This is a genomic window from Pseudoduganella sp. GW821-FHT12E03, assembly GCF_058807115.1.
This window is the reverse complement of the sequence record NZ_JBXAQJ010000020.1, coordinates 38,894-52,891: the sequence shown is the minus strand read 5'-3', so window position 1 is coordinate 52,891 and position 13,998 is coordinate 38,894. Positions and strand designations below refer to the sequence as shown.

Sequence of the window (13,998 nt, the reverse complement as noted above, 5' to 3'; positions counted from 1 at the left end):
GGTGCAGGGCTAATCGGTGGTTTCCTTTAATACATCGGCAGATTTCCGGATTTCTTGAGGTCCGGGATCAGTGGTGGTGGTGATGGTGGTGCACTTCACCGGTTTCCAGGAACGACTTTACCGCATCCGCCTGGCCGGTGGCGTGCAATCGGAGTTCACCGCAAGCGCACAGGCCCTGGTACGGCTGGACATGCGAGCACGCCGAGACTTTTTGCAGATACAAGGTCACTGGTTTGTTGCATTTGACACATTTGAAGGTCAGGGTACGGGCTGGTTTGGACATGGTGAAAAGATTTCAGGTAAAACGCGGATTTTAGCATTGCGCGCCGGGTACGCTATGCCTCGACATCGATGGCCGGGCGCGGCTTGGCCTCGGTTGTATAGGCCTGTTGCAGTTCAGCGCGCGCGTCGCGTTCCATCTGGCCGGCCCGCGCCGCCACGCTGCGGTCTTGCCCGGAAGGATCTGCCGGGGCCAGGGCGGCGGCCTGGATGCGCTGCGCCCGGGCAATAGTTTCCTGCGGCGTGCCGCCCGGCGAGGTATCGATATTGACTTCGCCGCCCACCGCGTAGTTCACGCCGTTCGGCCCGCGCTGGTACGTGTAGGTCGGCCCGGAGCTGGCCAGGCCGCCGGCCGCCGCCAGGTGCGCCTGTTCGTGCTGGCGCACCTTGGTGTCGGCGGCCTTGAGTTTGTCGATTTGCGCCTGCTGTTCCGGCGTCAGCTCCACCTTGTCCTGGCGCGCCCGCGCCGCGCCGGCCGATGCCTCGGCAGGCGGATACGAACCCGAAGTGGCGGTAATGGCGCTGATACCCATGGTGGCGTGCCGGTGAAGACCACTACATTGTAACAAGGTGTTGTATTCGGCCCCCGCGCGTCAACTGCCGCGCCGCGCCCGCGTTGAACAGGTACCGGATGACCGGATTCTCGTGAAGAGGGACGCTGTGGAACATGTGAAACAACCAAGCAAGGAAGCTGTGCGCCAGTGGTTGCAGAAAAAGCTGGAAGAGCGGCGTCCGCCACCCGACCCGCAGCAAATTCGCCGCGAGCTGGGCTGGGATTTGGTGAAGGCGGACCCGGAGGTGAAAGTCCGCTGACGCGCCGTTAATCCGGTCCTACGCTTGCACCGATACCGTACTGCGGCCGCCGGCGGACGGCTGCACCAGGATGCGCGTGGAAATCCGTTCCGTCATTTCCTGCACGTGTGAAATCACGCCGACTTTACGGCCCATCGCCTGCAAGCCATCGAGCGCGTCCATGGCGACGCGCAGGGTTTCCGCATCGAGGCTGCCAAAACCTTCATCGATGAACAGCGATTCCACCCGCACCCGGTTGGACGACAGTGACGCCAGGCCCAGCGCCAGCGCCAGCGACACCAGGAACGATTCGCCGCCCGACAGCGAATGCACGGAACGCGATTCGCCGCCCATGTCCTGGTCGCGCACCAGCAAACCCAGCGACGGGTTGGTGGGATGGGGGATGCGTTCGAGCTGGTAGCGCCGCGCCAGGTGCGACAGATGCGCATTGGCATAGCCCAGCAACACATCGAGCGTGAATTGCTGCGCATAGTTGCGGAACTTCTTGCCGTCGGCCGAACCGATCAAGTCCGCCAGGCGCGCCCAGCGCTGTTCCACCGCTTCCTGCGCTTCGATGTCATCCATCATGGCGGCGGCGCGCTGGCGCTTGTCGTCATCTTGCGCAATCGCCAGGCGGTCGGCCGCCAGGGTGTCGGCAGCCTGGCGGTGCGCCAGCGCCAGTTCCTGCATGGCCTGCGCCAGCGTCTCCGCCGTAAATTGGTTGTCGCCGCCGGCGAGGTGCTGTTCGCGTTGCAAGCGGCGTTCCTGCAGCACGGTGGCGGCGCTGCCGGCCGCCTGGTCCAGCGCCTGCAAGGCGTCGCGCTGCGCACGCACCTCGTCGTCGGTTTGCGCCAGCAGCGCGTGCAAGCCGTCCATGGTCAGCAAGTCCGGATGCGCGGCGACAGCGGCATCACCGGACTCTTCTCCAAACATGTCGGCCACGGCGGGCGCCACGGCATCGAGCGCCGCGTCGCCCAGCCGTTCGCGGTTGAATTCGCGCAGCCACAACGCCAGCCGTTGTTCCGCAGTGCGCACGCCATCGCGCAGTGCGGCCACGCGGGCGGCGGCCTGGGCGCACGCTTCCTCGGCACGCGCATGCTGTTGCAGCGCTTGCGCGCTGGCCTGCTGTTGCGCCGCCATGCGTTCGCGCGCCGCATCGATCGCCGCCTGCAACTGCACTTCGACGTCGCGCACTTCCTTGCCGCCCCACAGCGCCATGCGCTGTTCCTGCAGCGCGATCACGCCGGTGTCGGCGGCGGCATAGGCTTCGCGCGCGGCGCCGGCGGCGGCGCCGGTGCGCGCCTGCGCATCGGCCAGCGCCTGCGCTTCGATGTCGAGCTGCGCGATCGCGATGGCGCGTTCGTCGGCCTGGGTGCGCTGCGTGTGCCATTGCTTTGCTTCCACGCGGCGCGCGTCATGAAAAACATCCGGCGCGGCGCGCCAGGCGTCTTTCCATTCATCGTTGGGCGCTTCGCCGCCGCTGAAGGCGCTGTCGAGTTCATCGAGCAGGCCATCGAGCTGCTGCGCGGTCTCGATGCGCTTTTCGTCGAGCGCGCGGTAATCGGCAATGGCCTGCGCCAATGCGGCGGCCGCTTGCGTCGCGCCGGCCTGGGCGCGCTGGTGTTCGGCCACGGCCAGGTCGACGCCTTTTTGGGCGGCGTCGCGCGCGGTCTGGGCGCGGCGCCATGCCTGCTCCTGCTGTTCCAGTTGCTGCACGCCGGTGCGCAGGTCTTGCAATTGCTGCGACAGCCACGCGGCGCGGGCGCCCACCAGGTCAATACTGGCGACGGGGACCGTCTCGCCGCCCGCCAGCCATGGATCGAGGGCATCGGGCGCGGCCGCTGCCGCTTCGTGTGCCAGCGGATGCGCCAGCCAGCCGGCGCTCAATTGCGCCAGCGCGCCTTGCAATGACTGCTGTTCGATGCCGATCGCGCCCAGGCGTTCAATGCACGATTGCACGGTGGCGCGTTGCGCGGCCTGCAGTTCCACATTTCTTTGCAGCTGGTCGCGGCAGCGCAGCACGTCGGCCTGCAAGGTGTGCAGCATCGATGCCAGTGCGCCGTCGTCGTGGCGGTACGGGTGTTCGTGCGCGCCGCAGACCGGGCAGGGGGTTTCGTCTTCGAGGGTGGCGCGCAGTTTTTCCACGCTGTCGCCGCACGCGGCTTGCGCCAGTTTCAGCGCTTTTTCCGCCGCGCCGAATTCCGCCATGATGACGGCATAGCCATGCTGCGCGGCGGACAGCGCGGTTTCCGCCGTGGCGCGGCTGGCGTGCAGGGTGGCGGCCTGGCTGTCCAGTTGCGCATTGCGCTCGGCCTTGCCCTGCAACTCGCTCCACAGCTTGTCGGCGCCGGCCAGCTGGTCGCGCCGCGCTTCCAGGGTGCGGCGGTGGGCTTGCAGCGATTCCGCATCAAACCCGGCCAGCGCGGCATCGGCCTGGCGGCGCTGTTCCTGCGCGGCGTCGAGCTTTTCGATGGAGGCCGCCAGCGCGGCTTTGCCACGGGCGTCGTCTTCGCGGTGACGCGCGCCGTTGTGCTGGATCGCGGCCAGCGCCTGCGCATGTTTAATCGCCTGGGTTTGCGCATGGCCCGCCTGCGCAAACAAGATGTCCCACTTTTCCCAGCGTTCGGCCAGCGGCTGCCAGGGCGCGTGCCGCGCCAGCCAGTCCAGGCCATGCTGTTGCGCCGCTTGCAGCTGGCGCCGTTCGCTTTGCTTGGCTTGCAGCGCGGCTTTGGCCTGGGTATCGGCTTTCTCCGCCGTCTCGAGCAGCGCCGACGCCTGCTTGTGGGCCGGCAGCAGCGCTTCGATGCGGGCGTCGAGCGCGCGCGCCTGGTCCAGCTGCGGGCCCGCCGTGCGCTGGGCGTGTTCGGCCTGCGCCAGCGCGGCTTCGGCCTGCTGTTGCGCGGTGATTGCTTGCCGGTGGCCGGCCAGCGCCTGTTCCATGGTTTGCGCACCGGCCGACTGCGCCGCCTGCGCGGTGGCGATATCGGCTTCGATGCGGGCGATGTCAATCGCCAGCGGGCGCGCCGCCTGCACCGCGTCGAGCTTCGCCAGGGCATCGCGGCGCGGCTTCGCCAGGGCGACATCGTGCTGGCGCTGTTGCAAAAGCTGCTCCGCCTGCTGCTCGGACGCGTGCAAGCGCGCCGCCTGCTCGAACCAGCGCTGGCGCTGTTCCAGGCCTTCCTTGCGGGTATCGAGTCCGGTCAGCGCCTGCTCCGACTGGTCGCGCCGCGCCAGCAGGGCCGCGCGTTCTTCGCCGCTCAGCGGTTTTTGATCGGCCAGCCGCGACGTGAGTTTTTGCAGCGCGGCGGTTTCCTGCTTGGCGCGCTCGAAGGCGCGCATGGAAATGTCGCTGTACAGCGCGCTGCCGGTCAGGGTTTCCAGCAATTCGCCGCGCTCGTTGTCATCGGCCTTCAGGAAGGTGGCGAATTCGTTTTGCGCCAGCAGCACGGCGCGCGTGAACTGTTCGAACGACAGGCCGATGCGCTTTTCGATTTCCGCCTTGACTTCGGTCTTGGTATTGCCGACCGGGACCAGTTCCGGCAAGGTGTGCAGCGCCATGGTGGTCGGCTGCAGGGCGCCTTCGGCGCGGTTGCGCGAACGGCGCACGGCCCAGCGCGCGCGGTAGCGGGCCTGGTCGCTGCCGACGAAATCGACTTCCGCATAGCCTTCGCTGGCGCCGCGCCGCAACAGGTTGCGGGTGTCCTGGGTCGACACGGTTTCGGCGCCCACATCGGGCACCATGCTGCCGCGCATGGCTTTTAACAGACGCGGGGTGGCGTCATACAGGGCCAGGCACAGCGAGTCGAGCAGGGTCGACTTGCCGGCGCCGGTCGGGCCGCTGATGGCGAACAGGCCGCTGGAAGCCAGCGGTTCCTGTTCAAAGTCCACGGAAAATTCATTGGCCAGCGACGCCAGGTTTTTACCGCCGATACGCAGGATCCGCATGCTTAACTCCCCGCCATCAATTCGGCCAGCGCGGCCAGCTGTTCGGCCGGCGCCTCGGCGTCATAACGCTGCCGGTACAGGCGTTTAAAAATGTCGTCCGGCTGCAGTTTGTCGAGCTGTTCCAGCGACTCCGTGACTTCTTCCAGCGATGGCGCGCGGCGCACGGCGGACGTGTCGATGCGCGCCAGGCGCACCGCCTTGCCCTCGAGCGCCGTTTCGATTTTTGCCCGCATTCCCGGCTGCGGCTGGTCCAGCAAGACCCGCACTTCCACAAAGGGCCGCGCCTCGAACGGCGCGTCCGGCGGCGCCAGCGCGGCCAGGTGTTCCAGCACCTGTTCCAGGGGCGCCGGTTTTTCCGGCAGGCGCAGCATGTCCACCGCGCGCGGCACCGCCAGCGGGACAATGTCCGCCGCTTGCCCGTCGCGCAAATCGATGCGCAGCACCTGGTGCTGGTAATGCACTTCCGAGAACGACAGCGGCAGCGGGCTGCCGCTGTAGCGGATGTGCGGCTGCTTGCCGACCGCCTGCGCCAGGTGCAAATGGCCCAGCGCGGCATACGCGATGTCCGGACCAAAAATCCCGGACGGCAGCATTTCCGTGCCGCCGATGACGATGCGGCGTTCCGATTCATTCGACATTTCACCGCCCACCATGTGGCAGTGGCCCATGGCGACGATGCTTTGCCCCGGCTGGCGGCGCCCAAGCGCCACGGCCAGCGCCTGCTGGTACAGCAGGGCGATGCCGCCCAGGTAGGGATCGCCGTCGTCCGGTCCGATGCGCGGCACGTCGGCCGGGCGCAGGAATGGCATCGCGATGCACCATGCTGCCACGTTGCCGTCGCTGCCCGTCAACGGCAGCACCAGCTGTTCCACATCGATCGCGCCGTCGCCGTGGCGCGGCACATTGCCCACCACGCGCGTGCCCTGTTCTTCCAGCAGCGGTCCCGGCGCATCGAGGCGGCCGGGCGAATCGTGGTTGCCGGCAATGACGATCACATCGAGTTGCGGCGCGCGCTGTTTTACCTGGCGCAGGAAACGGTACAGCTGGCGCTGCGAGGCCGCCGATGGATTGGCGTTGTCGAACACATCGCCGCACACCAGCAGGGCGTCGGCCTGTTCGGCCACGATGGTGTCGAGTAGCCAGTCGAGGAAGCACTGGTGCTCGTAGTGGCGGTCGTAATTGTGCAGCGACTGGCCCAGATGCCAGTCGGAAGTGTGCAGCAGGCGCATGGATAGCCGGTCAAACTTGCGGAAAAGCGCACAATATACTGCAATCCGCGCGGAGCGGGCATGGGATAGTCGATATTACACAATGATTTGCGTGGACCGGCCGTCAGGCCGCGTCGAGGTCCGGAATCAGCGCGCCGGAGCGGAACGTGTTGCGGCCGGCCTGCTTGGCTTGGTACAGCAGCATGTCGGCCCGGTTCAGCAATTCCGCCGGGCTGACGTCTTCGCCCCTGTACCAGGTCAGGCCGATACTGGTCGACACGTGCACGGTGATGGTGTCGAGCACGAACGGCGCCTGCATCGCGGTGACGATCTTGGCGGCCGCCGCATCGGCGTCTTCGCGCTTGCTGATGCGCTCCATGATGATGGTGAATTCGTCGCCGCCGAGGCGGGCAATGGTGTCGGTGGCGCGCATCGCATGCGCCAGCCGTCCCGAGAAGGCTTTCAGCAGCGCATCGCCGACGCTGTGGCCATAGGTATCGTTGACCGGCTTGAAGCGGTCGATGTCCATATACATAACCGCCATCATGGCGCCATTGTCGCGGCAATACTGCATGGTGTCGGCCAGTTTTTGCTGGAAGCCGGCGCGGTTGGTCAGCCCCGTCAGCGCATCGACTTGCGACAGTTTCAGCAAGCGCTGCTGTTCGCGCTTTTGCGCCGTGATGTCCTGGCGCATCACGTGGAAGCCCACCACCGCGGCGCCTTCCTCGTCGAATTGCGGGATGTAGTTGACTTCGAAGGTGCGCACGATGCCGGTGCTGTCGTCGTCTTCCTCGAACGCCAGCGGTTCGCCGGCCAGCACCCGGCGGATGTAGGGTTCCAGGAACGCGTAGCGCGGCTCGCCCACGGTTTCGCGCACGGTCTTGCCCATCACGTCCATGCCGCTGCGCGAAAATTCCCGCTCATAGGCGATATTGTTGAAGCGGTAGACCTCGTCGAAGTCGATGTAGGCGATCATGGCCGGCAAGGTATCGGCAATGGTGCGCAGGCGTGCTTCGCTTTCGCGCAGCGCCATCACGGACTTGCGCATCAAGGTGATGTCGTCCACGGTGCTGACAAAGCCCTCGATCCGGCCATCAACGATGATGGGCGCCACTTTCATCGAGGTCCAGACAATCTGGCCGTCCGGATGCACGCAGCGCAACGTGTCCTGGAACGGTTTCAGCGTATCGCGCAAATGCGCCAGCGCTTCCGTCAATACCATGCGGTCGTTCGGGTGCACGGCGGCCATCCACTGGTCGCCCAGCGCCTGTTCGCGGGTCAGGCCGGTGATCGCTTCGAAGGTGCGGTTGACGTAGGTGCAATGGCCGTTGGCGTCGGCGCGCAGCAAGCCCAGCGGCGATGCGTCGTTGACGGCCTGCAATTCCGCTTGGTGCTTGCGCATCGCCAGCTCGTCGCGCTTGCGCGACGTGATGTTGCGGGTGGTGACCGCCACGCCGTCATCGATGGCGACGATCTGGTGCCGCAGCCAGCGCGATTCGGTGGATTGGCCCGGCAGGTTTTGCGTTTCGACTTCTTCTTCCAGCGCCACGCCGGTGTCCAGCACTTGCCGGTATTTGTCGATGAACCCTTCGCTGCGCCACGCCGGCGCCAGTTCGCCGATGCGGTGCCCGACCGCGTCGTCGTGGTGGTGGCCCAGCATGACGGCGCCCCGTTCATTGACATCGGCCAGCGTGAAGTCCACCACCGTTCCCTCGCGGTTGCGGCAGGCTTTCAGCAGGAACACCGCATCGAGGCTGGCGTCGGCCGCCGCGCGCAGCTTTTGCTGGGCCGCATTGGCTTCTTCCATGCTGTCGCGCAGGCGCAGGCTTTGCTGCATCAGCAACAGCGCAAAGATAAACACCAGCACCGAGGCGGCCGACGCCACGCTGAAATACATGCGGCGCTGCCGCTCAAAGCGCGCCATCGCGTGCGTGACGGTATTGCCCACCACAGCGGTCAGCTGGTAGCGCGGCATGTCGCGGTAACTGTAAATGCGGTCCACGCCGTCGAACGGGTGGCGCAGCACCAGCTCGTCGGCCGAGCCGTAGGCGTCGACATTGGTGACGAAATCGATCGTGTCCGAGATATACAGCTGTTCATCGACGCGGGCAATGGCCATCGCGGAATCCCGGCTGACCAGCATCACCAGCCCGTTGCCTTCCACGTGCAGGCGGTCGTAATCCTCGACGAAATACGCGGGGTCGATCATCAGCATGATAATGCCGCCGAACTGCCCGTTGCGGTCGTTGACCCGGCGTGCGATCTGGATCAGCCATTTCGAGGTTTGCGAATTGACCACCACGTTCGACGCATGCGGAGTGTCTTCGGCCGACTGGGACAGCGCCTGGTACACGGTTTCGACCCGGATGTCGTCCTGGAACACGCCATGCAGGCTGTCGAGCAATTTGCCGTCCGGTCCATACAGGGCAATCGGCAATTGCAGCTTGGACGGCATCAGCGAATCGAGCAGGCCGCCCTTGCGGGTGAATTCGGCCAGGCGCAGGGCGCCCCCGGTTTCCTCGAATTTGAGTTTGAACAGCTGGGTGGCGTGGTCGCTTTGGCGCAACAGGTGACTGGCATGTTCGGCCAGGGTGCGCGCCAGGGTGTGGGCGTGCAGCACGGCCTCGTGCCGCGCGCTTTGGTATTCCTGGTTGACCTGGTACACCACGGCGGTCCACATCGAGACCAGCAACACGAGCGCGAACGCAGGCAGCAGTATCATCCGATACAGCTTGCGCAACAGGCGTCGGATTGGGCTGTCAGTCTGGATCACAGGGCCCCTTATGTGTGCAGCCCGCTGGCTGCGTACTGGTATTTTGCACGCAAACCCGCGGCTTTGACGCTGGCCAAGGCAGATTTTTCGTTTCCGTGTACCAAATCAGCGAAAACTTCGTGCCATGTTAGGGGAAACATTCCACCTTTCTTTATTAGAATAGCCCGCGGACACTTGGGAGAAAAGGAAGCGCGCTTGACTGAATTGACACTGACCCTGGCGGCGGCCCGCGCCCTGCACCTGGCGGCGCAGGGATTGTTGCAGCCGCGCCGAAAAAAGGCGCAAAAAAACGATGTACTGGACACCATCCGGCACATGGGTGTATTGCAGATCGACACCATCCACGTCGTGGCCCGCAGCCCTTATTTAGTGTTGTGGAGCCGGCTGGGCGACTACCCGCAGCCTTGGCTCGAACAATTGCTGGAAGAAGGCGCGCTGTTCGAATACTGGGCGCATGAAGCGTGCTTCGTGCCGATCGAAGATTACGGCCTGTACCGGCACCGCATGCTGGACCCGGCCGCCATGGGATGGAAGTATTCCGAGACCTGGATGCGCGAACGGCGCGCCGAGGTGGATGCGGTGCTGGCCCATATCCGCACCCATGGCCCGGTGAAATCGTCGGACTTCGAACGCAGCGACGGGCAGGGCGGCGGCTGGTGGCAGTGGAAGCCGGAAAAACGCTCGCTCGAAGTGTTGTTTACGGCGGGACACTTGATGATTGCGCGGCGCCACAATTTCCAGCGCGTGTATGACCTGGCCGAGCGCGTGCTGCCGGGCTGGGACGACCGCAGCATGCCGGTCATGGACGACGTGCGCCGCACGTTCGTGCTGAAAACCGTCAAGTCGCTGGGCCTGGCGCGGGCGTCATGGATTGCTGATTATTTCAGGACTAAACCACCACGGCTGGACCCGGAAACCCTGGTGGCCGAAGGCGCGCTGCTGCGGGCGCGGGTGCAGGGCTGGGACGACCCGGTGTATATCCACCCGGACCTGGCCGACCTGGCGGCCGGCGCGGCGGCGGGCAGCCTGGCGGCCACCGCCACCACGCTGTTGTCGCCGTTCGACCCGGTGGTGTGGGACCGCCGCCGCGCGCTGGATTTATTCGGCTTCGATTACCGGCTTGAATGCTATACGCCGGCGGAAAAACGCCGCTATGGCTATTTCACGTTGCCGATCCTGCGGCGGGGCGCGCTGGTGGGGCGGATCGACGCCAAGGCGCACCGGCGCGAGCAAGTGTTTGAACTGAAGTCCGTTGCGCTGGAAGCGGGCGTGAAAGTCAGCGAGCGCTTTGTGCGCGATATCGCGGGCGCCGTGCAGCGCTGCGCCAACTGGCATGGCTGTCCAGAGGTGCGTGTGGTTATCGATGCGGCAGTCGATGCCGCGGGCGGCGAACCGGCCGGCAGGTCGGCCGGCAAGCTGGCCAATGAGGCGGCCAGCGCTTTGGCGGACGGTCCATCGGCGGCCTTTGCCCGCCTGCTGCGGGCGGCGCTGGCCCGTACGGCTGGTCTGGCCGAGGAGGCGCCATGATGTTGCCTGACGCACCGCACACCATCGTGGGCGCCGATGGCATGCCCTTGCTGGGCCGCTTTGCCGGCCAGGCCGCGCAATTTGACTGGAAGCAACTGGCCGCGCCCCATGCGCGCGGCGCGCTGTGGCGCCGTTTCCATCATAAAAAATGGCACTATGTGGCGCTGGCCACGGATGACGTGTTTTGCGCGGTGGCCATCGTTGATCTGGGCTGGATCAGTTCTTGTTTTGCCTATGCGTTTGAGCGCAAGGAAGGCGACATGCTGGCCAATTTTTCCCAGGAAGGGTTGCCTGGCGTCGCGGCCAGGGTGGCGGACCATGCGGGCGGGCGCAGCACGTTCCAGGCGAAAGGCACGCGCATCGCCATCGACCGCCTGGACGGGGGGCGCTACAGCCTGGAACTGGTGTCGCCCTATCTGGAAATCGATGCGCAATTCGGACCGGCAACGGCGCCGTTGCTGCTGGCGACCGGCCCGGTCGAGGGCGGTTCCGTGCACGCCACGCAAAAGTCGTCCGGCATGCCTTTGACAGGTGAAGTGCGCTTGTGGCGGGGCGAGTTCCCGCTCGATGGCGGCGTCGCCAGTTTCGACTATTCCAACGGCTTGCTGGCCCGTCATACCGCGTGGCGCTGGGCTTCCGCCCATAGCCTGGACCTGGGCTTCAATTTACAGGCAGGCTATTTCGGCGCCAATGAAAACGCGCTGTGGCTCGATGGCGAAGTGCATCCGCTGGCGGCGGCGCATTTTGTCTTTGACCGCCACGATCCGCTGTCGACCTGGCATATCTTTACGGAAGACGATTTGCTGGAAGTGTTTTTCACGCCGGAAGGGGCGCGGCGCCAGGATAAAAACCTGGTGATCGCCGCCAGCAAATATTTGCAGCCGATCGGCACGTTCACGGGCTGGGTGCGTTCCAGCGTGGATGCGCCCAAGCGGGTCGTCAGCAATCTGGCCGGGGTGACGGAAGACCATACATCGAAATGGTGAAGGGGGCTTGTCATGAGCATCAGGAATTTTCAGAAACTGTTTGAACCTGGATCCGTGGCTGTCTTCGGCGCGTCGCAGCAACCGGGACGCCTCGGCACGGTCGTGCTGAATCATATGGCGGAAGGGGGCTATGCCGGTGCGCTGTGGCCGGTCAACCCGAAATATGACAGTTTGCTGGGCATTCCCTGCTACGCCAGCGTGGAGCGCTTGCCGCAGGCGCCGGACCTGGCCATCATTTGCACGCCGCCCGCCACCGTGCATGACTTGATCGCCCAACTGGGCAAGCGGGGCACCCGCGCGGCCGTGGTGCTGACGCCGGGACTGGAACGGGAAACCCGCTGGGAAGGCACCACCTTGCACCAGGCCATGCTCGATGCCGCCAAGCCGCATTTGTTGCGCATCCTGGGCCCGGGCGGGGTCGGCTTGCTGGCGCCGGGCAGTGGCCTGAATGCCAGCCTGGCGCCCTCGCGCCTGCCGGCCGGGCGCATCGCGTTCCTGTCGGAATCGGACGCCGTCATGACGGCGGCGCTGGACTGGGCGCATTTGCACGATGTCGGTTTTTCCAAATGCGTGTCGCTGGGGGAGCGCGGCGATATCGATCTGGGTGACTTGCTCGATTACCTGGCCGATGACGACGAAACGGGCGCCATCCTGATGTACCTCGACAGTGTGGTGTGCGCCCGCAAATTCATGACGGCAGGCAGGATCGCCTCGCGCGCCAAGCCGGTGATTGTCCTGAAACCCGGCGGCGGCGCCGGCGATGACGTGTATGACGCGGCGTTCCGCCGCGCCGGCATGCTGCGCGTGCATGCCACCGAAGACTTGTTCGATGCGGTGGAAACGCTGGCGCGGGCCAAGCCCATGCGCGGTGAACAACTGGCGATCCTGTGCAATGGCGCGGCGCTGGCCCGGATTGCCGCCGATACGCTGGCCCGGGCCGATGGCAGGCTGGCGGCGGAACCGGTGGTGTTGCCGATGGATGCGCCCGCCGATGCCTGCGCCGCCGCCTTGCAAGCCTTGCTGGCGCCGTCGGTGGGCGGCCCGGCGCCCGATGCCGTGTTGCTGCTGTTTGCGCCGTCGCAGGGCGCCGACGCGGCGGCGGTGGCGCAGGCGCTGGTGGGGCCGGTGCGGGCTTCGGGCAAGAATGTGCTGTCGTGCTGGCTGGGCGGCGCCGCGATGGCGCCGGCGCGCCAGGTATTCGCGCAAGCGGGATTGCCGACCTACGACACGCCGGAACAGGCGGTGCACGGCTTTATGCAACTGGTGCAATACCGCCGCAACCAGGACCAGCTGAACCAGGTGCCGGGCGCGTTGCCGCGCGCCAGCCGGCCGGAGCGGGAAGCCGCCCATGCGCTGATCGGCCAGGCGCTGCACGAAGGCCGCACCCGCCTTGACGGCGCCGATGCCTGCGCCGTGCTGGGCGCCTATGGCATTGCCGTGGCGGAGCCGGGCGCGGCGCCCGGTGCGCGGCTGGCGCGGGCATTGGCCCATGAACTGGCCATCACGGTCGAGACCGATGCCATGTTTGGCCCGGTGATCCGCTTTGGCCGGGGCGGGGCGGCGGCCGAGCTGGTGTCCGGCCTGACCGATGAGCAGGCGGTCGGCTTGCCGCCATTGAACATGGTGCTGGCGCGCGACCTGGTGCAGCGCACCCGCGTGGCCCGGGCGCTGGCCGGGGTGCGCCACGGTCCCCGGGTGCGGCCCGCCGCCGACCTCGATGCGCTGTGCCATGCGCTGATCCAGGTGTCGGACCTGGTGGCCGATACTGCGGAACTGGTGTCGCTGACCCTGGACCCGCTGCTGGCCGATGCCCAGGGCGTGCTGGCGCTCGGCGCGGCGCTGGAACTGGGCGCGCCGCGCGCCAGCCATGCCCAGGCGATCCGGCCTTATCCGCAGGAACTGGAGCAGGAAATCGGCTGGCAGGGCGCGCCGCTGGTGTTGCGGCCGATCCGGCCCGAAGACACGCCGCAGCACCGCGAATTCTTCAGCCAGTTGCAGCCGGAAGACGTGCGCCTGCGGTTTTTCTCGCCCATCCGTGAGCTGCACCCCAACCAGCTGGCGCGCCTGACGCAAATCGATTACGACCGGGCCATGGCGTTCATCGCATCGCGCACCCGGCCGGATGGCAGCCCGGAAACCCTGGGCGTGGTGCGGGCTGTTGCAGATCCGGACAACCGGAAGGCGGAATTTGCCATTTTGGTACGATCTGACTTGAAGGGAATGGGTCTAGGCGCTATCCTGTTTCAGAAGCTGATCGACTATTTCCGAGGCCGGGGCACCACGGAATTGGTCGGTGAAGCATTATCTGAAAATAACGGTATCCAGCAACTGGTGCGCCGCTTCGGCGGCACTGTCAGTCCCTCGCTGGAACCGGGGATGGCCGATCTTCGGATCAATTTGCAAGATCCTTGACATTGGTTTGTTGAATGTCAAGGTTTCAGCAGTCGTAAATCTTTACACTCTTACTTCCGCCTCTCGCTTAATTGAG

The 13,998-nt window shown here is 65.8% G+C and carries 9 protein-coding genes; 4 read left to right on the top strand and 5 right to left on the bottom strand.

Going from position 1 to position 13,998, the window contains the following annotated elements; all coding sequences use genetic code 11:
• Nucleotides 1–67: 67 nt before the first annotated feature.
• Both AC1RRC_RS32070 and AC1RRC_RS32065 read right to left on the bottom strand, forming a co-directional pair.
• Nucleotides 68–283 carry a hypothetical protein gene (locus tag AC1RRC_RS32070; RefSeq protein ID WP_493059900.1) on the bottom strand — a complete coding sequence of 72 codons (216 nt, stop codon included), beginning with the start codon at nucleotides 281–283 and terminating at the stop codon, nucleotides 68–70.
• Nucleotides 284–335: 52 nt separating this feature from the next.
• A complete protein-coding gene (locus AC1RRC_RS32065; protein ID WP_493059899.1) occupies nucleotides 336–812 on the bottom strand; it encodes a putative metalloprotease CJM1_0395 family protein in 477 nt (158 codons plus the stop codon).
• A 127-nt stretch (nucleotides 813–939) separates the two neighbouring features.
• On the opposite strand from AC1RRC_RS32065, the gene AC1RRC_RS32060 reads away from it, so the two are divergent.
• On the top strand, nucleotides 940–1,092 hold the full coding sequence (locus AC1RRC_RS32060) for a hypothetical protein (RefSeq protein ID WP_493059897.1): 153 nt from the start codon (nucleotides 940–942) through the stop codon (nucleotides 1,090–1,092).
• Between the two features lie 18 nt (nucleotides 1,093–1,110).
• On the opposite strand, the gene AC1RRC_RS32055 is transcribed toward AC1RRC_RS32060, so the two are convergent.
• From AC1RRC_RS32055 to AC1RRC_RS32045, 3 genes are all read right to left on the bottom strand, one after another.
• The gene (locus AC1RRC_RS32055; RefSeq protein ID WP_493059896.1) at nucleotides 1,111–5,016 is read right to left on the bottom strand and encodes an AAA family ATPase; all 3,906 of its coding nucleotides are present in this window, start codon (nucleotides 5,014–5,016) and stop codon (nucleotides 1,111–1,113) included.
• 2 nt (nucleotides 5,017–5,018) lie between these two features.
• A complete protein-coding gene (locus tag AC1RRC_RS32050; RefSeq protein WP_493059895.1) occupies nucleotides 5,019–6,245 on the bottom strand; it encodes an exonuclease SbcCD subunit D C-terminal domain-containing protein in 1,227 nt (408 codons plus the stop codon).
• A 103-nt stretch (nucleotides 6,246–6,348) separates the two neighbouring features.
• The gene (locus tag AC1RRC_RS32045) at nucleotides 6,349–8,946 is read right to left on the bottom strand and encodes a sensor domain-containing diguanylate cyclase (RefSeq protein WP_493059894.1); all 2,598 of its coding nucleotides are present in this window, start codon (nucleotides 8,944–8,946) and stop codon (nucleotides 6,349–6,351) included.
• Nucleotides 8,947–9,192: 246 nt separating this feature from the next.
• Here AC1RRC_RS32045 and AC1RRC_RS32040 point away from each other — a divergent pair, with 246 nt between their 5' ends.
• Genes AC1RRC_RS32040 through AC1RRC_RS32030 form a run of 3 tightly spaced genes read left to right on the top strand, consistent with a single transcriptional unit; the run spans nucleotide 9,193 to nucleotide 13,922 of the window.
• Nucleotides 9,193–10,524, top strand: coding sequence for a winged helix-turn-helix domain-containing protein (locus AC1RRC_RS32040; protein ID WP_493059893.1), 1,332 nt, complete (start codon nucleotides 9,193–9,195; stop codon nucleotides 10,522–10,524).
• On the top strand, nucleotides 10,521–11,510 hold the full coding sequence (locus tag AC1RRC_RS32035) for a DUF2804 domain-containing protein (RefSeq protein ID WP_493059892.1): 990 nt from the start codon (nucleotides 10,521–10,523) through the stop codon (nucleotides 11,508–11,510). The genes AC1RRC_RS32040 and AC1RRC_RS32035 overlap by 4 nt, the downstream gene beginning before the upstream one ends.
• Before the next feature lie 12 nt (nucleotides 11,511–11,522).
• Nucleotides 11,523–13,922 (top strand): bifunctional acetate--CoA ligase family protein/GNAT family N-acetyltransferase, encoded by a 2,400-nt coding sequence (locus tag AC1RRC_RS32030; protein ID WP_493059890.1) that lies wholly within the window; start codon nucleotides 11,523–11,525, stop codon nucleotides 13,920–13,922.
• Nucleotides 13,923–13,998 lie beyond the last annotated feature (76 nt).